Source organism: Lysinibacillus sp. NPDC097214 (genome assembly GCF_050277945.1).
In the GTDB taxonomy this organism is placed as follows: Bacteria; Bacillota; Bacilli; order Bacillales_A; family Planococcaceae; genus Lysinibacillus; species Lysinibacillus xylanilyticus_B.
Genome location: NZ_JBNNSS010000009.1, coordinates 32,894 through 51,951 on the forward strand (window position 1 = coordinate 32,894; position 19,058 = coordinate 51,951).

A 19,058-nucleotide genomic window follows, 5' to 3' on the forward strand; every position below is an offset into this window, starting at 1 on the left:
AATCACAAATTTGTTCCGATATATCAATTTAGACCCTATCGAACTAGCTTCGTTCAATAGGGTCTTCCAGCAACAATGATTCAATCACATGTTTTAATTGAAAAATAGAAGATTGTTGACTTTCGTTCTTCTTGTAAATAAAGACAGTTTCGATGATTTTGTTTAGCTGTGGCAAATCGTAATAGTGAATGTTGGAGTAGTTATAAAGGTCAATCAGTTTCGTATTTAGCACAGCTATCGTGTTGTCTATTTGTAGGAAATCAAGGATACTACTTACCGATTTTATTTCTTTCATTGTAAATGGCACTTGATTCTTATTTAACCACTCCACCAATGCACGAGTATACATACAGCCTTTGCTCAACACAAGTAATGTAATAGGTGAACCTTCCTCAAAATTAATAATATGTGAATTGTTCGAAATGACTTCAAATGTTTCTGATGCAATCCTGTCATAATTTAAATCAGGGTAGTGTTTAATAGGATTACTCGTCAGTGCACAATCGGCTTCAGTATTATGTATTTTTTCATTTAAGGAAGTGCTCGATTCTACAGTGAAATCTACATCTAACGGAATATTATTAATTTGCAAGGCATTCATAATGGATGCACCATAAATTTTGATCGTTGTATGAGAAGTGCCGAAGTTAATTTTTGAATTTGTTTGTGCCGAACCAATTTCTTGTAAAAATTCATCGTATTCCTGTGTCATTAGCTTTAAAAATTTTAAATATTGTGTCCCTACATTTGTAATCTTCAAGCCCTGCGGTGTACGCTTAAACACTTCCTGACCAATTTCTGCCTCCATTTTCTTCACTTTAGAGGTTAAGGCAGATTGAGTATAATTCGTTATTTCAGCGGATTTACTAAGATTTTGCCTCTCCAAAATCTCAATTTTTAATGCTATTTCTTCTATGTTCATGTTGTATGTCACACACCTATAAAATTTTTTGATAGCCACTATCACTTTCCTCCATTTTACGCATTCATAGGGGAAGCGTAAACTCAAATACGTAAAGTTATTATGAATCAGTGTAAGAGCACAGGAGGAATTTTTATGAATACATATTATAAATGGGTCATTGTATTAGTGGCTACGCTGTCTCAAACTGCGGCAACTTTTGTGACGTACGGCATGGGACCAATCGCCACATTTTATCAAATTGAATGGAATTTATCATCGCTACAAACAGGTTTTATCGTCTCTGCCGTTAATATTGGCCCAATCTTCTCGATGATTCTGTTCGGTTATTTAATGGATAAAAGAGGAGAAAAACAAATCATCGGATGGGGTTCTATATTATTAGGGCTCTCGGCTTTACTACTCATGTTGGTCAATAATTATGTGGTGTTGTTATTTTTATTATTAATCGTAGGTGTATGGTACGGCAGTGCGCAAACTGGGGGAAGCACGGCGATTGTGAAATGGTTTCCAGACAAACATCGTGGGCTGGCGATAGGCATTCGACAAACAGGTATTCCAATCGGTGGAGCGCTAGCATCAGTCATTCTCACTTATATGTACTATCATTATAGTCTGTCATCGGTGCATCTTGTGCAAGGATTCGTAGCAATTGCTGGCGGACTGCTCTTTTTACTGATTTACCAAGAGCCTAAAGAACGTGTAGCAGTAGCTACAACATCTGTCACTTTTAAAGAGAAGCTCACAGCCATTAAAAATAATAAGAGTTTATATCCAATTTATATTGTAGGAATCGTGATGATGACCTTACAAATGATACTCGTTGCGCATTTTATGAGTTATTTACATCAAGAAGGAGGCTATACCTTAACAGAGGCAGGGCAATATTTAAGCCTTGTATTAATCGGTGGGATGATTGGCAGGGTAGCCATTGCTTGGATAAGTGATCAATTTTTTGCGCAGAAGCGGGAATATTTTTTAATGATCGTAATGGCTAGTGCAGTTATTCTTACAGTCATATTGCCATATATGATACATGCGAAATTGTTGATGCTATTATTTAGTTTTATTTTAGGATTCATAGCACTTGGCTGGTATTCATTGTTTATCGCCTGTGTGACCGAGCAATCGAATCCACAATATGTGGGTCTAACTGTAAGTGCTGCTTTGACGCTAAATCAATTTTTTATCGTCATTGCGCCTACATTATTTGGATTCATGGTCACTTTTTTCTCAAGTTATCAATTGGCCTTCGATATTGTCGCAGCTTTTGTAGCGCTAGGTGCAGTTAATTTACATAGGTCAACTAAAACTACAAAGATTAGTTCGGAAATTCTGTAACAAATAAAATGAGTGACGTAGATTATTCGCTTCACACTCAGTTCATAAACTTGTTGTATTATCCGTTTATAGACAAATTTCTATAAAACTGATGGTAATGAATGAGGGAGGAATAGTATTGGGGAATGTGAATAGAATGAAAAGCCCGTTAGAGAATAGTGAGTGGGCTATTGAAGCACGTGGCCTAGTCAAACATTTTGGAGGAAATCGAGCTGTTGATGGTGTCGATCTAAACGTCCGTTCTGGCACGATCTATGGTGTACTTGGTCCTAACGGAGCAGGAAAGACAACTACTATTAGAATGCTAGCGACCCTTCTAAGAGCAGATGCAGGGTCGGCAAGAATATTTGGTTATGACATAGTGAAAGAGCCACATATTGTACGTCAATTAATTGGCGTCACTGGTCAGTATGCTTCAGTTGACGAGTCACTTAGTGCAACGGAAAATTTAATAATCTTCTCTCGTTTACTAGGGTTGGGACGTACAGAGGCCCGGAATAAAGCAGCTGAATTACTGGAAGAGTTCGGTTTAACAGAAGCTGCTAAACGTCCTTTGAAAAATTTCTCTGGTGGTATGCGTCGTCGCTTGGATTTGGCAGCAAGTCTGATCGCACAGCCACCGTTGATTTTCTTAGATGAGCCGACGACGGGGCTAGATCCACGTACACGTAATCAAATGTGGGATACTATTCGTCGTTTAGTAGATACAGGGTCAACTGTGCTGTTAACGACACAGTATTTGCAAGAGGTAGATGAGCTGGCGGATAGGCTTGCGGTTATAGATCATGGGCGCGTGGTTGCGGAAGGGACAGTCGATGAGCTAAAAGCATCTGTTGGTACTTCATCCTTACATTTGAGCATTCAAAATTCACAGGAAATGTTGGCTGCTCGTGAAACAGTAGAACATATACTCCAAGTGAAAACAACCATTTCACAGGATGTCGGGAAAATTACGGCCCCAATGGCTGATGTTGACCGGGTGACGGATTTACTGATTGCCCTTCGTCAAAAAGGAATTCAACTTGACGAGTTTAGTGTACAAAAACCGACCTTAGATGAAGTGTTTTTAACAATCACTGGTAATGATGTGAAAGAAAATGCCCCCCAACTTGAGGAGGAAAGAGTATGAAAAGTAATACGATAAAATCTCCAGTTGGACGTGGATTGTTACGCATGCCAAGTATCAATCAATCTATAAGAAATTCGCTCACGATGGCCTACCGCGGTGTATTAAAAATCCGACGTACGCCTGAGCAGTTGTTCGATGTAACGCTTCAGCCGATTATTTTCACGCTGATGTTCACCTACATTTTTGGGGGAGCCATTTCGGGGAATGTGCAAAACTATTTACCAGTCATTATTCCAGGGATTCTCGTGCAGACTGTCATCACTACCTCTATCGTCACAGGCGTTCAGTTACGGGAAGATATGGATAAAGGAGTGTTCGACCGATTTAAATCATTACCAATCGCACGCATTGCGCCATTGGCAGGGGCCCTATTGGCGGATACCATTCGTTATACAATTGCAACGGTACTTACTTTTACTATGGGATATATCATGGGGTATCGACCAGAAGGTGGATTGGAACACGTTGTACTTGCCGGGCTTTTAGTCATTGTATGTGCCTGGGCCATAAGCTGGATCTTTGCCTTCTTTGGTGTTATTGCCCGAACAGCTTCGAGTGTACAGGGAATTTCTATGCTCGTTCTATTTCCACTAACATTTCTTTCTAATGCTTTTGTTCCAGCAGAAACTTTGCCAGATTTCCTACAATGGTTTGTGAAAATTAATCCGATTTCACATCTTGTGACGGCTGTCAGAGAACTGACGAACTCAGGAACAATAGGTTGGGATTTATCAGCCTCACTCATTGGAGCTGCAGTGGTTGTCGCTATCTTTGCGCCACTAACAGTGAAAGCGTATATGCGTAGAACATAAGAAAAGGCCTAAAAAAGTGTGCTTTGAGCAAGTAATTGTCAAAACACACTTTTTTATTTCTTGGTGTTGTTAATTCCAATAATAGGATAAAATGAAGGGAAAAGGAATAAGTTCAGCAAACGGAGGAATGCAAGGATGGATCAAGAAAAAAGTTCAATTTGGATTGATGCAAGTGTTGCTACAGTTTGGGGAGCTGTCACAGAGGAGCAGCTATTGTCGCAATGGTACGCCCAAGATTCAACTTGGGAAATCCCTAAATTAGAGGCTGGAACAGATATTATTTTCACGATACTGCCGAATGAACAGAATCAGCTTGCAGAGAAATTACCAATGGTGTTAACGATTAAACATGTAACGCCGAATCGAGAATTTTCATTTTACTTAAGTATCGAAGAATCACTGATCTCTATTTTATTAGAGGAAGAACAAAATGGCACCACGGTCACTTTTAATACGAGCGGTTATGAGGCTTCTCTCGCTAACTTAAAAGCTTTAGTGGAGGGAAATGATTCTCTTTAACATGTAAGTTTCATGGGAAAATTGATTTTTTCATGAAACTTTTTCATTGTTCAGCAGTCTAACTGTAAATGCTTTTGTGGGGGCGAGCAACATGTTAAAAGAACAGAAGGACGCTCACTTATCTAGAGCTATGACAATGTACGGAGATTATTTATTACGCGTTTGTTTTACATATGTTCTAGATTGGGCAGTAGCAGAGGATTTGGTCCAGGATACGTTTGTTAACTATTACGAGAAAATGGAGCAATTTCGTGAAGAAGCTTCCGTCAAAACCTACTTATATCGCATTGCGATTAACAAGTGTCATAGTTATCTTTCAAGCTGGCGCTATAAAAAAATACAATTTATTGATTACTGGAGCAAATTAAAGAGCTTATCCGATAATCCTGAAGAGGAAGTATTGCTGGGTGAAACGGATGCATTGCTAGTGGCATCGATTGAAAAACTTCCAACGAAATACAAAGATGTACTACTACTATTTCACTTTGCAGAGTTTCCTTTAAAGAACATTGCGAAACTGCTAAAGCTACCAGAAAACACGGTGAAAACACGATTAAGGCGAGCACGTCAAATGGTTGGCTTCACGTTACTGGAGGAGGGATTCGAATATGGATCAGATTCGTAATGCCATCAATAACATGTATAAGGAAGGTAAATTCGCTGACGATAGCCATGTAAAAACGTTTCAAAAAATTCATCAAAAAACGAAGAAGCGAACACCATTAATCCCAATTATCCTAACAGTAGTCGTATCAGCTTGTCTGATCATTGGCTTAAAGATGATGATTTTTCAACATGATAGCCAACCAATGACGACGGCGCTTACCGATTCAAATCTTTATCCAGAAAAGTCTGGAAGGGTGAAAGACTATAGCGTATTAACACAACCTTGGATGGTAGTAGGATTACTGTGTTCGGTCTTTTTATTTATTTTCGCATTATTTGCTTTCATGAAAAAATGGTTTTGGCGTGTATTACTATGTATCATCATTATTATTGCCATTTTGGGGAATATGTCTGAACGAATTGGATACCGCATTTACGTACAGAATGAAGCGGACATTCAAAATGCTATAAAATGGGGTCCATTTCATCCTAATACGGTAAAAATGAATGATACAATAACGATTCATCCGTATAGAATGGGCTATTTTTCGGAGAATGGCTTTCAAGGTATTTCCATTTTCAAGCATGATGGAAAAGGCTATGCATTGGATTTCAATATACAGAGTGAATTAGATACCATGAATGCGATTTATTTGAAAGAGGTTCACTTTATTGTTATTCCTTTACTTAACAATCATAACATTGAAAAATTGATAATAGACACTGGAACTGAGCGAGATGAGATAGCAGTTGATTCGAATAAAGCACACCTAGTATCAGTCCCTCTTCAATCAGAAAAATATACTTCACAATTGGTGATACATGCATTGGATCATGAAGGAAAAACATACGATCTTTATAAAAATATGCAAATTTTCACCTATTAAGATTTAAAAAGCTGTATTCGGGTGGCATAACCATCATATAAATCCTCAGTACGTCTTAGGTCTTAGATGAATTTAAAGCTGAAGGTCGTATTTATTAATGTATATTCCTATATAATGAATTTATTGGAAGATTATATAGCGGGAGGAAATTACATTGAAAAAATTTTTAGGATTTGGTTTGGTTATAGGTGCTTCATTAATTGCGTTATCGGGGTGTAACTCAGTCGTACCAGGTAAAACAAAAGATGAAACGATCCTAGTTGAAAAGGATAAAGCAGAAAAGTTGGATGTTGAATTACAACTTGGCATTGGAGAGATAATAGTTAAAAAGGGTGCTAAGGATTGGGTTGAAGGTACGGCTCAATACAATATTGATAAATTTGCACCAAAAGTAAAATATGATTTACGCGGCCAGACAGGAAAAGTAACAATTGAACATAAAGGTTCTACTAGCGTGCGTTTTGGGAAAATAAAAAATATATGGGATATCGAACTGAATGAAGATATTCCAATGGATCTCTCAATCGAAACGGGCGCGTCGGATGCAAAGCTAGATTTGCAAGGGTTGCAGCTAGAAAAATTAAATATTGATACGGGCGTTGGCGATCTCGATGTGAATTTAGGTGGCGATTGGAAAAAAAGCTTCGAAACGAATATTGAAACGGGTGTTGGGGAAACTACTGTCATTTTACCGTCAAAAGTTGGGGTAAAGCTTACGACGGAAGAAGGCATCGGCAGTTCAAATATAGAAGGCTTCATTTCTAAAGGCAAAGGGGTTTATGTAAACGAAGCGTATGATAAAGCAGATGTAATAATAGAGGTCAACTCAGAGATGGGCATTGGCGAGGTTACTTTTAAATTGGATAAATAAAGAAAAGTTTAGTAGGCTACTTAGATGAAGTAGTCTACTTTTTTTGTAGAAACAAAGGTGACGGATAGAATGATTAAAGTGCAAGATAGAAGAGCCAGAGTCGTGGATAGAACGAATAACATGCACGAAAGAAGAGCCAAAGTGACGGATTGAACGTCACCTCAATATTTGAGGCAGAGCCAGTTTGATCTATTTATATAAAGAATTTTATCAAAGTGAAACCTTTTCATTGGGTTATTGACTCTAAGTATTGAGAGGAGGGAACAGCGTGGAACATGACTTATCGATCGTCAAACAGGCTATTGCAGGGAATAAGGAAGCGTTTGAGCAGCTACTCATTCTAGAGGAAGAAAAATTATTTTATACCGCGCTTTCTTATGTTGGCCAAAAAGAGGATGCACTAGATGCTATTCAAGAAGCGGCATGTAAAGCTTATCTAACCGTTCATCAGCTAAAGAATCCGGAATTTTTTTCTACATGGCTGTTTCGAATTTTAATACATGAGTGCTACCGGTTACTAAAAAAAGGGCAGAAAATCATTCCTTATGAAGAAAGTGAATTATTAAATCGTTTACAGGAGCAAGAAAATGTTATGGCGAATCCAATCGATTTATCGGATGCTATACAGCATTTGAATCATTCACAGCAAATGGCCATCATTTTATTTTATTATCGCGATTTATCGATTAAAGAAATTTCAGAAGTAATGGAAAAGCCAGTTAGCACTATTAAAACGTATTTGCATCGTGGGAAAAAGCAATTAAAGCGAGAATTAGAAAGGAGTGCAACGTTCAATGAAAAAGCTATTTAATGAAAACGGTACCCTTCCAGAATTCCCAAGAGATGAGGTAAGAGCAGCAATTACCAAAGGAATCCAACAAGCAGAGGAGCAATCAAATATGAGTCAAGCCCCTATTCAAATGAAAAGAAAAAGCAAACGTAAACCATTATTATATGTAGCAAGTGCGGCAGCCGCATTTAGTATTATGGTAGGTTCCGCCGCCTATGTTTCACCAACTTTCGCAAGTACATTATCACAGCTACCAATTGTCGGGTCGGTATTCAGTAACTCTGGCTTCCTTGGGCTAAAACAGGCAAGTGAACAAGGGTTAACAAGCACTATTGGAGAAAAACAAACAATTAACGGTATTTCCGTAACGGTAGACGAAGTCCTTTATGACGCGTCTAATATTACGGTAGGACTTACAATTGATTCTGAAAAGGAATTAAGTGATGAGTACTTCGGGGCAGGATTTGACTTGACAATTAATGGTGAAACTCCTGAAACAGGTTCTGGAAGCTATGGAGAAAAAGTTATAAGTCCAACGGTTCGTACAGGTATCGCCAGATTTGATGTGAAAGAGAGCATGCCGGATTCTTTTGAAATGGGCTTAATGTTAAAAGGTGAAGAAGGGGAAAAATGGAAATATGCAGTTCCCGTTAAAAAGATTTCGGATTCTATTTATGTTCCGGTTAATCATCAGCAGCAAGCAGAGGGCATTCAACTGGATGTGTCCAAAATTTCATTAAGCCCATCAGGTATAGCACTTGACTATAAAGCCACTGAAAAGGGGTCAATTGATAATCCACAATTAAGTGCATCGTTTATAGAGTTCCGTATTACCGATCAGAATGGCAAGGAAATTACATCGCATTCTGGTGGAGGAGAAGGTCATTTCGATAATGGTGTATGGAACTTTAGTAGCATCAAGTCCTTTGACCCGATTTCGGAAGATGTTCAAAAATTAACGATTACCCCTTATTTAGCGCTTCCTTCAGACGGAGGTGGCGTACAAATGGATAAAGATGGTGTAGAAACAAAAATACCATTTGATAAGTCAGCACTAAAAGAAGTGAAGTTCCAACCATTCACAGTCGAAGTACCTAAGCAAACTAAATAAACATTCAAAGCGTCAAATACTACCTTTGTATTTGGCGCTTATTTTATGTTAATTTATAGGGAGCAACTGAATGAAGGAGCGAACGGATTGAAGATTTATACATATAAACAATCAGCGGCCATTGAGTCAACAGATTCAGTCGCAATTTTAAATGAAGCGGGCGAAGTATCGTCTACTGTTCAACGTGTTTATTCGAATGGATTGAAGAAGGCGTTTGACCGCACGATGGACTATCGTTATTTTGTACGTTTCGATGTCAGCGATGTCGCTGGTCAGCCTCTTTTCACATGTAAGAAGATGTCGCGTCGTGGGCGAGTGCATTTTCGAGGGAAAGATTTCGTTACAGGCAAAGAGTATATGATTGCCTATGATGGCTGGCAAATTATGATTCCTGATTTAATCATCACAGATGGAGCACAAAAAATAAACCTGAACAAGGAAATGGAGGACTGGTCCGTATTTTCTCTTGACAATCAACCGATTGCACGCTGGCAGGCTGTTTTTTGTGAGACGCATTTTGAGATTACGCTGCAAATTGAAGACAACAGCCCTATACAGCATGAAGCCTTTTTTATAGCGATTGGACAGGCCGTGTTGTTTATAGGAGCGTAATTGTGGCTAGATGTCGATAAATTTGAAAAAGTATCCGATAAACTGAAATAGTTGGGCGATAAAATGAGAAAGTTGGGTGATAAATCTATAAAGTTGGGCGATAAAACTAATATATAGCGCGATAAATGACAACAGACCCTCTACTTTTTTACATTTCACACTTTGACAGTAAAACAATAGGAGATGTTATGTTTAATTATTGGGATTAATATTTATATTGAAGGAACAGCTTCCTTTTGAGTTGTTCCTTTTTTTATGTCAAAAGTCCTGTTGTGGATTGTTTAGGTAGTTCTATTGTTTGGATATTTAGGATACAATAATCCGCTGAAAATTACACAAAAATTAACTAGTTATTTCATTTAATTCAGAAAAAATTCCAAATCAATCCAAATAGCGCTAAGGAGTGTTAGATTACTAATGGTATGCAAAAATAGGACAAGGCACATTTAGATTGCATTGGAAAATAAGGAGAATTTGAAATGAATTTTAAGTCAATTAGTAAAAGAATCGTTTTTTCCTTCAGCATTGTAGTAGCAGTAGTGGTTTTATACATAGGTTACAATTTTTATGCGGTAAAGCAAAGCAACAACGCAACGGAACAAATTATAGAAGAAGAATTGCATTTACTGATTACAGATTATGAGGAAGCCCAGACGATAGGGCTAAGAATTGCGGCAGCTAGAGGGTATATACTTTCTGGTGAAGAAAAGTATAAGAAAATTTTTGAAGATAATGTAAAGCGTGCTGATGAGAATGAGAAAATACGTTCATCGATAACAGAGTCGGGGGATTTCAGCAAATTTGCGGAAATGGCTAAAGAATGGAGTAGTTATGTAGAAAAAGAAGTATTTTCTGTTTATGATCAAGGGCAGATCGATCTTGCAACAAAAAATTTAGCAACTATGAGTGATAAGGCTACGGAAATACGTGAAGGCTTTGAGGGGTTAGCTGAACATCGTAAGCAATCGATTAATGCGACTGGTGCAGACATTATCAGTGCAGGTGAGACGAAGCAGCTTACAGGTATTTTCGTCGGTGTTGTGATTGTTATTGTTTCTATCATAATTGCATTGTTAAGTGCTAGATTAATTTCAAGACCAATCATCGCTGTGACAAATCGTATGCAACAAATTGCTGAAGGTGATTTAAGTGAGCCAGCACTAATTGTGAAATCAAAAGATGAGGTAGGACAGCTTACAGAAGCGACTAATAAGATGTCCGATATGTTGAATCGTTTATTAAAGCAAATTCAAACAGTATCCAATGACGTAGCTGCACATAGTGAAGAGCTTATGCAATCATCTACAGAAGTGAAAACTGGTACAGAACAAATTGTCGATACAGTTACTGAAATTGCAAGTGGCACAGAAGTGCAGGCGAGTAATGCATCAGATGTAGCGACAACAATGACAGAATTCACCTTAAAGATGACAGATGTCAATAATAGTAGTACGGATGTTCAGCAATATTCCCAACATGTCATGGCTTTAACGAAAGAGGGCCAAGGTTTAATGGACGCATCTACTGCGCAAATGACATCTATTCATCATATTGTGAAGGATTCTGTTTATAAGGTGGATGAACTCAGTAAACAAACACAGGAAATTTCAAAAATCGTAGCTGTGATTCAGGATATTGCTGCACAAACGAATTTACTAGCTCTTAATGCAGCTATCGAAGCGGCTCGTGCAGGGGAGCATGGTAAAGGATTTGCGGTCGTTGCAGACGAGGTTCGTAAACTCGCCGAACAAGTAGCTGTCTCAGTGGACGATATAACGGGCATTGTTCAAAAAATTCAACAAGATTCTAACACTGTGACATCCTCACTGGAAACTGGCTATCAAGAGGTTGAAAAAGGTACGGCTCAAATCGCATCTACAAATGGAACATTCAACCAGATTGCAGAGGCCGTTTACTCAATGTCAACGAACATTGATAGCATGACGACAAAGCTAGAAGAGGTAGTACAAAATACGGTTACGATTCATAAATCAGTGGACGAAATTGCCGCTGTATCAGAACAATCTGCTGCAGGCATCCAAGAAACTTCAGCAACGATCGAACAAGCAGCAAGCTCTATGGACGAAATCAAAAATAGCTCAGCCAATTTAGCGGACATGGCAGAGAATTTAAACGACCTTGTTAGGAAATTTAAATTGTAATTAAGTCTATCGGAATGCCATCCAGAGTACATTCAGCAAACTGCACACCAAATATAAGCAGTTGACGAAACATAATTAAGCCTAAGCTCCGGTTTTGTAACAAGTGAATTTTGAAAATCGATGAAACCAGCAATTGACGAGTAAATCGTGTAATTGCTGGTTTTATTTTATTATGTCGTTTAGAGGCTAGGAAGAAATCAAGAAAGATATATATAAATACCTTTTAAAAATAGTATTGTCGCGCTAAATAAAAATCGGTTATAAATTATTTATCCAAAATTGAATAATAGGAAGTTCAATGAGGCTATAAATAAAAGAAAACCGACAATTAATTTCATGATTTCATGAAAAAGCTTCGATAAGGAGTGTGGAGATGGCAATACTTGTTGTAAAGAGAGGTATTATGCATAAATACCAAAGCATTGGGCAGGCGATTCAAGAGGCAAAGCCGGGAGATTTTATTGAAATCCGGGAAGGGATCTATGAAGAGAGCTTTGAAATTTCCCAAAGGCTTACACTGTATGGAGTAGGGAATGTGACCATTAAAGGTGGCGTGTTTATCCGCTATCAGACACTTGTGAATATGCGAAATCTGCGTTTTACTCAAGGGCAGGGTATTTATGTAAAGGGAGATTTACAGCTAGAAAACTGTGTCATTGAGCAACAGATGGTGCAAACACAAGTAACCGTAAGCTTCGGAAGTCTCATGATGAAAAATGTTGATGTGTTAGCGAGTCCTGTCAATCATGTTGGTTTACGTATTGATAATGGTTCGAGTGTTATTCTTGTGGATAGCACGATCCAGCAACATGTTAAGGCTCAAATTATGGTGCAAAATAGTGAAATCGCATTGACAAATTGCATGCTGTTGGAAGGGCGAGCGAATGGCATTTTTGCAATACGGGATGTAAAAATGGAGATGGTGGATTGTGAAATTCATGGACATCAAAAGGCACAGATTGTTGCAGCCTCCAGTTCAATTTCAATGATGAATACACTTATTCACCAAGGGCTAGATGTAGGGATCCAAGTTTTCGATAACACGAAGCTAACGATGGATGGCTGTGAAATCAAGCAACATCAAGACACACATTTGGTTGTTCATCAATGTGAGTTGTTCGTGACGGATTCTATCTTCTCTGATGGAGAGGGGAATGGCCTTTATCTTGGCGAGAAATCTAAGGCGATATTGTATGATTGTAAAATTCATCGGCATATGAAGTCGCAGTTATTAATTGAAAATAGTAAAGTGGAGTTTCGTACATGTAGGATAGAAAAGGGAGAGGCGACGGGAGTTACGGTTGTCAATGAAGCCGATGTATCGATGACAGAATGTGATATCCAAGAACACCCGCAATTTCAAATGATTATTGACTCCAGTGGGCTAATGCTCAATCAGTGCATGATTCAATTTGGGCAGGCAGGTGGTATTTATGGCAATGATCACGCTAAGATTACGCTCCAGAACACAATAATTCGAGAGCTCGAAAGTCATCATATTTATATCAATAAAGCTCGACTCTTTACTGATAATTGTACTTTTGAACATATTAGTGGGAATGCGATTACTTGTATTGATGCTATTTTTGAAGTTGCCAATAGTGAATTTAAAAACTGTTATGAAGGCCCGTTTGCAATCGTTTGGTCTGATCAGTCAATGGGACGTATTGTGCATTGTACGATTGATGAAGCAGTTCGTCCATTTTTAGCGATGTCCAATCAATCTTTACTTGAGATAGTGTATACAGATCTAACTACTGTAAAAATACCAGCTATCGTACAGGGGAAAAGTCAATTATTTATCAAAGGGTATTTGAACAAGACAATGTGGAAGAGTGATGAATCATCGAGAATAGTTTACTTGCCAGTCGATACTAGCGATAAGACAAAGCAAGGTGTTATAAATAAAGAGGAAACAAATGGTATCCAAATATCGGATGGGAAATTACGAAAATAAGTTGAAAATTTACAGAATTTTATATAACCCCCTTAGGGAATAGTATTAATAAAACAGTGAAGTAACCGAATAAAGAAAAAGGATAAGTAATTTCAATTATTTTGAAATTACTTTTTTATGAGATAAAAGTGCTGTAATAACGAGGTAAATAAGTAAGATGGATATGTACAAAGATACCTTTATCATTGTTCATAGCAATTTATATTTGTATGTAAACGGTTTCTTTATAGTGATATTACCCTGTAGCGCACAATGTTAAAATTCGACAAAAGTAATTGTTATTTCTATAATAGAATTAATGAATAACAATTATTGATATAGGAACTACATTAAAAATTAGTATTAAATAACAATGATTTTTTACAGAGGTTAAAATTTTATTACATTTAAGCAGATTTTGGATTGTTTAATTTCTATATGTTTCTATATGTTATCCTATAATCAGTAAAAAAAGTTCGTGGAATTATTTACCAGTTCGTTGTTTTAGAAATATGAATAATGATTGTAAAATAATAATATAGTAAAGTAGAGGTGAAAAAAGAATGTTTGGGCTGACAAAAGAGGAAATTATGTTAATGCTTGAGAAGGTAGGTTTAGAGGAGAAACAAAAAAATGCAATTGCGGACATCCTGCATCTTAACAATGTGCGAATCGAGCAACAACTTGCATTTATTATCCATCTAATAATGGACGAGCGCGAAAGAAGTATTGCCAACAATACATATTTAAATTAGAAAATGTTGTAGGATAAGAAATATAGCTTTTTCACACATACCATATAGTTTGTACGAAATGACAACTATGTTAAAAAATAATAACCTTTAAAACGATTGTTTCTATTTTTTTATCCTACTTATAGATGATTAAAATCACAAGTGCTAAGAATTTACAAAATGCACTTGTGATTTTTTAAATTTTGTTTAAAGGATGGCTGCCTATTTAATCATTTGAAAAATCCTTCTCGAATGGTAAATTTTGAAACTTTTTTATTTTTCAGAACGTATAGAGATAAGATGAAAAGAACAGGGAGTTTTTCAAAAAATAGAGCGGATGCATATAGTAATCCCAGCTTAGTAACGTATTTAAAAAATAATGAAATAAACGAATTGATAGTAACGGGGGTTTTTATAGAGGGGTGTGTCACTGCAACTGTGAAAGGGGCTCTAGCTAGAAATTTTGCTGTAACTGTTGAGAGAGATGCAGTCGCAGGTGCTACAGATCAAAGTAAGGAAACAGCTTTAACAAAGCTTGCTACTTAAGACACCTTAACCCTTACTTCTCTGCAGGTTTTTGAAAGTGAAAATGATAAAGGGGAAATTTGAAATGACACTTTTACAACGTTTGATTGAGCAAGCTAAAAACCCTCGAGGATTTGTAGGCTCATTGATGTTACGAATTATGAATAAGGCACATAGCGGTATGAATACTTGGCTCATGAAACAGGAAGTTGTAAATGATGGCGATATTGTGTTAGATATTGGATGTGGAGGTGGAAAAACACTGCAATCCTTATCGAAAATGAATCCAAGTGGTAAAATCTACGGTATAGACTTTTCTGCGCAGGCTGTTAAAGATTCTACGAAAACAAATCAAATGGATGTAGCAAATGGAAAAGTGATCGTGACGCAAGCAAGTGTTTCGAGCATTCCGTACATGGATAAGTTTTTCGATACGATTACTGCGTTCCAAACGCATTATTTTTGGCCAGACTTAGCAAATGATGTGAAGGAAGTATTTAGAGTGTTGAAGGACGATGGGAAGTTTATCATCATTTCGGAGCTCTATAAAATTAATTATCATATGAAAGCTTATAAAACAAAACCTGAAATCAAGCAGTTGCTTGAAAGTGTTGGGTTTCAAACTGTTACTATACGAGAAAACACGCAAAAAGGTTGGCTATGTATTACAGGGATTAAATGAACCATAAAAATGGAGGATATATGAATGAAAAGATGTGAATGGGTCAAGCTAGATGAACCTTTATATGTTGAATATCATGATAAGGAATGGGGTATTCCCGTCTATGATGATCAGCATTTATTTGAAATGCTCTGTCTAGAAGGAGCACAAGCTGGTCTTAGCTGGTGGACGATTCTACAAAAAAGAGAGGGCTACCGGGCAGCTTTCGACCAGTTCGATGCTTCGAAAATCATTCTCTATACGGAGGACAAGCTACAGGAGCTTAGAGAGGATTCTCGCATTGTACGAAATAAGCTTAAAATTGCTAGTGTTGTAACGAATGCTCAAGCCTTTCTACATATACAGGAGCAATATGGTTCCTTCTCTGAATATATTTGGAGCTTTGTAGACCATCAGCCGATCATCAATGAATGGTCGTCCATTGCAGACGTACCTGCGACAACAGAATTGAGTGAACGGATGAGCAAGCAATTGAAAAAAGACGGCTTTAAATTTGTGGGTAGTACGATTTGCTATTCGTTTATGCAGGCAACTGGAATGGTAAATGACCATGTAGTCGATTGTATTTGTCGCGGTGAGGGGCCCGCTGATGAAAATTGATGATATTAAGGCTCAATTAGTAAGGCAGGCAACGATCTTTGAAACGGGTGGTATTAGACCTACACATGACCTGCTTGAAAGCTGGATTGGCTATGTAGGATGGTCTTTACCAACAGAACAATGTCCACAAGGGTTTCAGCCACTTGCTACATTATTTTTAAAGGAGCTTCCTTTTGTACCCGCAGCACTAAAGCATATAGAGCTACTAACGCTTTTTATCAACGAAGAAATATTTGATAATCTTATAGAAGATGATCTTAGCCGTTTTTTTGAAATAAGAGCATATACTTCTCTTGAAGGTTTAGTCCAGCAAAATTGGCAGCATAACCGTATTCGAGCTTTCCCGCTTGTTTCAAAATTGATTGACAATGATTATCCGACATGGGATGGCGGAGGGATTCCGTCTGATGTAGAGGAAGAAATATTGAGGCTAGAGCACGAGGAGGATGTTGAGTACTTCGATGATATCGTTGAGGAAATATACGCCGTACATAAAATTGGCGGCTATCCTGCTTTTTGCCAAAGTGGTCGTGATTACGGTGAGGAGTTTCCCTTTGTATTTCAGATTGCCTCAGACGGGAAAGCGTATTTTAATATTGTCGATAATGGGAATTTCTATTTCTTTTTTAATTGTGAGCTAAATGAGTGGCGTGTGTATTGCGATTTTTATTAGCGGTAAAATCATTATCACGTTCCAACAGCAACGTTACAGTGATACATCTATTAATGGCATGATTAGGAGGAATGAAGATGAGAAGGCATACTTCCGAAGTTAGGAGAGTAAAGAAGGTGAGGAAAATGGAAAACAAAACAGTCATTAAGAGCGGTATTAGTTTTGGCTCGGTATTAGCCATTACTATTTCTTGGAGTGTCAATCATTCGATAATATGGGCAATCATACATGGTTGTTTAAGTTGGTTGTATGTAATCTATTACGCACTAATAAGATAAATAATGACTAGCATGTGGAATCCAATCAAAGAAGCGGGATGATTGTGGAATCTGTCGATATGCAATTGTTTAGCGAAACATTGCATCGTATACATACAATAATGAATGTGTGCTTCGTTCATAACTTTTGAGCATTTAGCATAAATAAACAAAGTGCTCTTTTTTCGATGAAAAGCTCATATTCAGAAAGATTACAGACATCTTTCCATGTATCGTAGAAGAAAGGTTGATAGGATGACACATCAAGTAACTGCCAAAAGCAATTTTGATTTTAATGCTTCAGGCGTTGATGAAATATTACAAAATGTAGCGATTATATTATCTACTTTCGTAATATCTTGCCCTTTATACAGAGATTTTGGTTTTAGACTAGACACTCTTCCACCTTTCCAGCTTGCCAAAAGACGTAATACTGCACGTCTTTTAGAAAGCATTCAACGTTTCGTGCCACAAGCTATAGTTATAGATGTAGATTATCTTGGAGATGCATATGTAGGAAAATTAGAACCTGTTGTGAAAGTCATCGTAAATGAATAGACTTTTAAGGTGAGTTTTAAATTTGCCAGGTATTTTAACTTCTTTCAGCAAGTGTCACGGAAAGGGTAGCCTGGCAAATTGATTATAATTATCGATCATTGCTGTACATATCGGGAACTTGGGATGAATTCATGTTTTAAAAAGATAAGCGTATTCTATTAAAAAATGAAATGGAGAGAATATATGAGAGGGTTCATAAAAAGCCTTTTTATTTTATTTTCCTTGATAGTAATAACGGCTGCTTTGATAAAGTATAATCAACCTTCTTTTGAAAGACCTATTCAAAAAAATCCCGATATGAATTATGCTGATGAAATTGGTGAAAAATTACAAAGTACGGGTTTTACACAAAAAATTATAGTAGCGTTACGAGCAGCAGGCTATTATCCTGATAGTACGTTAGGGTATTTAATTGAATCTCCAAACAATCAAGTAATTACTATATCATTACATAATTTAGAAAAATTAGACAAGAGTACAGAAAGCGAAATCCAAAACATCGTCAACAGTATTGCGGAAACGAATGATCTTCAGCTGTTTATTGTTAATATCAGACTTATTGATCGCCATTAACAACACGTAAGAATGGGTAAAGACCTCTAAAAAGTTACAGAAAATTTGTGTGCTATAATCAAGAAAAGAGGTGATCATTCTGAGAATTTTAGTGTTAGGCGCCACTGGACGTGTAGGTAGCCACATTGTTTCCCTAACTTTACAACATGAACATAGCGTTATAGCTTTAGTTCGTAATCCAAATAAGCTAAACATAATTGATGAAAATTTACAAATCGTACAAGGGAATGTATTAGAAAAACAAGATATAGAAAATGTCATGGCGAATGTTGATATTGTGATCAGTGCATTAAACACGGATGGCACCAATACATTAACCAAAAGTATGCCGCTAATTCTTGAAGCGATGGAAAAAACGCATGTGAAAAGAATTATAACGATTGGGACGGCTGGAATTTTGCAAAGTCGTCTGACACCAAGTATTTTACGTTATCAATCGAGCGAATCAAAAAGAAAATCAACCTTCGCAGCAGAGGAGCACCATAACGTCTATCATTTATTGAAGAAATCTGACACTGATTGGACAATCGTTTGTCCTACATACTTACCTGATGGTGAATACACGGGTACATATCGTATCGAACGAGACTTTTTACCGGATGGTGGGGGAGAAATATCTGTAGCAGATACGGCAGAGTTTGCTTATCAACAAATTCAAAGTAAAGAATATGTGAAATCGCGTGTAGGAATTGCGTACTGAATTTCTAAGCAACTATCTCTTAAGTATAAGAAGCGGATAAAAAGGTCTTAGGTGTTGG

At 37.3% G+C, this 19,058-nt stretch carries 22 protein-coding genes; 21 read left to right on the forward strand and 1 reads right to left on the reverse strand.

From position 1 onward, the window contains the following. Positions 1-43: 43 nt before the first annotated feature. Positions 44-961, reverse strand: a complete 918-nt coding sequence (locus ACQKMI_RS18680; protein ID WP_427491321.1) for a LysR substrate-binding domain-containing protein — start codon at positions 959-961, stop codon at positions 44-46. Between the two features lie 63 nt (positions 962-1,024). Here ACQKMI_RS18680 and ACQKMI_RS18685 point away from each other — a divergent pair, with 63 nt between their 5' ends. The 21 genes from ACQKMI_RS18685 to ACQKMI_RS18785 all read left to right on the forward strand — a co-directional run bounded on the left by ACQKMI_RS18685 (position 1,025) and on the right by ACQKMI_RS18785 (position 19,000). Further along, positions 1,025-2,263, forward strand: coding sequence for an MFS transporter (locus tag ACQKMI_RS18685; RefSeq protein ID WP_427491323.1), 1,239 nt, complete (start codon positions 1,025-1,027; stop codon positions 2,261-2,263). A gap of 136 nt (positions 2,264-2,399) precedes the next feature. After that, positions 2,400-3,392, forward strand: coding sequence for an ATP-binding cassette domain-containing protein (locus tag ACQKMI_RS18690; RefSeq protein ID WP_427491609.1), 993 nt, complete (start codon positions 2,400-2,402; stop codon positions 3,390-3,392). A gap of 44 nt (positions 3,393-3,436) precedes the next feature. Further along, complete coding sequence (locus ACQKMI_RS18695) at positions 3,437-4,204, forward strand: ABC transporter permease (protein WP_427491611.1); 768 nt, start codon at positions 3,437-3,439, stop codon at positions 4,202-4,204. A gap of 135 nt (positions 4,205-4,339) precedes the next feature. Continuing rightward, entirely contained in the window at positions 4,340-4,723 is a 384-nt protein-coding gene (locus tag ACQKMI_RS18700; RefSeq protein ID WP_427491325.1) for an SRPBCC family protein, read from the forward strand. A gap of 91 nt (positions 4,724-4,814) precedes the next feature. Beyond that, positions 4,815-5,348 (forward strand): sigma-70 family RNA polymerase sigma factor, encoded by a 534-nt coding sequence (locus ACQKMI_RS18705; protein WP_427491327.1) that lies wholly within the window; start codon positions 4,815-4,817, stop codon positions 5,346-5,348. Continuing rightward, positions 5,332-6,216, forward strand: coding sequence for a hypothetical protein (locus ACQKMI_RS18710; RefSeq protein WP_427491328.1), 885 nt, complete (start codon positions 5,332-5,334; stop codon positions 6,214-6,216). Before ACQKMI_RS18705 ends, ACQKMI_RS18710 begins: the two co-directional genes overlap by 17 nt. A gap of 154 nt (positions 6,217-6,370) precedes the next feature. Further along, positions 6,371-7,087 (forward strand): toast rack family protein, encoded by a 717-nt coding sequence (locus tag ACQKMI_RS18715; RefSeq protein WP_427491330.1) that lies wholly within the window; start codon positions 6,371-6,373, stop codon positions 7,085-7,087. Between the two features lie 268 nt (positions 7,088-7,355). Next, entirely contained in the window at positions 7,356-7,898 is a 543-nt protein-coding gene (locus ACQKMI_RS18720) for a sigma-70 family RNA polymerase sigma factor (RefSeq protein WP_427491332.1), read from the forward strand. Next, a complete protein-coding gene (locus tag ACQKMI_RS18725) occupies positions 7,882-8,988 on the forward strand; it encodes a DUF4179 domain-containing protein (RefSeq protein WP_427491334.1) in 1,107 nt (368 codons plus the stop codon). The genes ACQKMI_RS18720 and ACQKMI_RS18725 overlap by 17 nt, the downstream gene beginning before the upstream one ends. 87 nt (positions 8,989-9,075) lie before the next feature. After that, the gene (locus ACQKMI_RS18730; RefSeq protein WP_427491336.1) at positions 9,076-9,600 is read left to right on the forward strand and encodes a tubby C-terminal domain-like protein; all 525 of its coding nucleotides are present in this window, start codon (positions 9,076-9,078) and stop codon (positions 9,598-9,600) included. Positions 9,601-10,079: 479 nt separating this feature from the next. Continuing rightward, positions 10,080-11,762 carry a methyl-accepting chemotaxis protein gene (locus tag ACQKMI_RS18735; protein ID WP_427491338.1) on the forward strand — a complete coding sequence of 561 codons (1,683 nt, stop codon included), beginning with the start codon at positions 10,080-10,082 and terminating at the stop codon, positions 11,760-11,762. A gap of 373 nt (positions 11,763-12,135) precedes the next feature. After that, a complete protein-coding gene (locus ACQKMI_RS18740) occupies positions 12,136-13,719 on the forward strand; it encodes a right-handed parallel beta-helix repeat-containing protein (RefSeq protein WP_427491340.1) in 1,584 nt (527 codons plus the stop codon). 542 nt (positions 13,720-14,261) lie between these two features. After that, positions 14,262-14,453, forward strand: a complete 192-nt coding sequence (locus tag ACQKMI_RS18745; RefSeq protein WP_323649640.1) for a hypothetical protein — start codon at positions 14,262-14,264, stop codon at positions 14,451-14,453. 231 nt (positions 14,454-14,684) lie between these two features. Further along, positions 14,685-14,978, forward strand: coding sequence for a cysteine hydrolase family protein (locus tag ACQKMI_RS18750; RefSeq protein ID WP_427491342.1), 294 nt, complete (start codon positions 14,685-14,687; stop codon positions 14,976-14,978). A 64-nt stretch (positions 14,979-15,042) separates the two neighbouring features. Then, on the forward strand, positions 15,043-15,639 hold the full coding sequence (locus ACQKMI_RS18755) for a class I SAM-dependent methyltransferase (protein ID WP_427491344.1): 597 nt from the start codon (positions 15,043-15,045) through the stop codon (positions 15,637-15,639). Between the two features lie 24 nt (positions 15,640-15,663). Beyond that, positions 15,664-16,239 (forward strand): DNA-3-methyladenine glycosylase I, encoded by a 576-nt coding sequence (locus ACQKMI_RS18760; protein WP_427491346.1) that lies wholly within the window; start codon positions 15,664-15,666, stop codon positions 16,237-16,239. Further along, positions 16,229-16,912 carry a DUF1963 domain-containing protein gene (locus tag ACQKMI_RS18765; RefSeq protein WP_427491347.1) on the forward strand — a complete coding sequence of 228 codons (684 nt, stop codon included), beginning with the start codon at positions 16,229-16,231 and terminating at the stop codon, positions 16,910-16,912. Before ACQKMI_RS18760 ends, ACQKMI_RS18765 begins: the two co-directional genes overlap by 11 nt. Before the next feature lie 116 nt (positions 16,913-17,028). Next, a complete protein-coding gene (locus tag ACQKMI_RS18770) occupies positions 17,029-17,190 on the forward strand; it encodes a hypothetical protein (protein WP_427491624.1) in 162 nt (53 codons plus the stop codon). A gap of 234 nt (positions 17,191-17,424) precedes the next feature. Beyond that, positions 17,425-17,727, forward strand: coding sequence for a hypothetical protein (locus tag ACQKMI_RS18775; protein WP_427491349.1), 303 nt, complete (start codon positions 17,425-17,427; stop codon positions 17,725-17,727). Between the two features lie 165 nt (positions 17,728-17,892). Next, the gene (locus ACQKMI_RS18780) at positions 17,893-18,300 is read left to right on the forward strand and encodes a hypothetical protein (protein ID WP_427491351.1); all 408 of its coding nucleotides are present in this window, start codon (positions 17,893-17,895) and stop codon (positions 18,298-18,300) included. Between the two features lie 79 nt (positions 18,301-18,379). Next, the gene (locus ACQKMI_RS18785; protein ID WP_427491613.1) at positions 18,380-19,000 is read left to right on the forward strand and encodes an NAD(P)-dependent oxidoreductase; all 621 of its coding nucleotides are present in this window, start codon (positions 18,380-18,382) and stop codon (positions 18,998-19,000) included. Positions 19,001-19,058: the final 58 nt, after the last annotated feature.

Bases quoted from the DNA above. Each gene is read 5' to 3' on its own strand.
- ACQKMI_RS18745 (WP_323649640.1), top strand. From the start codon at position 14,262: ATGTTTGGGCTGACAAAAGAGGAAATTATGTTAATGCTTGAGAAGGTA.
- ACQKMI_RS18695 (WP_427491611.1), top strand. From the start codon at position 3,437: ATGCCAAGTATCAATCAATCTATAAGAAATTCGCTCACGATGGCCTAC.
- ACQKMI_RS18775 (WP_427491349.1), top strand. From the start codon at position 17,425: ATGACACATCAAGTAACTGCCAAAAGCAATTTTGATTTTAATGCTTCA.
- ACQKMI_RS18760 (WP_427491346.1), top strand. From the start codon at position 15,664: ATGAAAAGATGTGAATGGGTCAAGCTAGATGAACCTTTATATGTTGAA.
- ACQKMI_RS18705 (WP_427491327.1), top strand. From the start codon at position 4,815: ATGTTAAAAGAACAGAAGGACGCTCACTTATCTAGAGCTATGACAATG.
- ACQKMI_RS18710 (WP_427491328.1), top strand. From the start codon at position 5,332: ATGGATCAGATTCGTAATGCCATCAATAACATGTATAAGGAAGGTAAA.
- ACQKMI_RS18685 (WP_427491323.1), top strand. From the start codon at position 1,025: ATGAATCAGTGTAAGAGCACAGGAGGAATTTTTATGAATACATATTAT.
- ACQKMI_RS18765 (WP_427491347.1), top strand. From the start codon at position 16,229: ATGAAAATTGATGATATTAAGGCTCAATTAGTAAGGCAGGCAACGATC.
- ACQKMI_RS18725 (WP_427491334.1), top strand. From the start codon at position 7,882: ATGAAAAAGCTATTTAATGAAAACGGTACCCTTCCAGAATTCCCAAGA.
- ACQKMI_RS18755 (WP_427491344.1), top strand. From the start codon at position 15,043: ATGACACTTTTACAACGTTTGATTGAGCAAGCTAAAAACCCTCGAGGA.
- ACQKMI_RS18690 (WP_427491609.1), top strand. From the start codon at position 2,400: ATGAAAAGCCCGTTAGAGAATAGTGAGTGGGCTATTGAAGCACGTGGC.
- ACQKMI_RS18700 (WP_427491325.1), top strand. From the start codon at position 4,340: ATGGATCAAGAAAAAAGTTCAATTTGGATTGATGCAAGTGTTGCTACA.
- ACQKMI_RS18780 (WP_427491351.1), top strand. From the start codon at position 17,893: ATGAAATGGAGAGAATATATGAGAGGGTTCATAAAAAGCCTTTTTATT.
- ACQKMI_RS18750 (WP_427491342.1), top strand. From the start codon at position 14,685: ATGGTAAATTTTGAAACTTTTTTATTTTTCAGAACGTATAGAGATAAG.
- ACQKMI_RS18735 (WP_427491338.1), top strand. From the start codon at position 10,080: ATGAATTTTAAGTCAATTAGTAAAAGAATCGTTTTTTCCTTCAGCATT.
- ACQKMI_RS18740 (WP_427491340.1), top strand. From the start codon at position 12,136: ATGGCAATACTTGTTGTAAAGAGAGGTATTATGCATAAATACCAAAGC.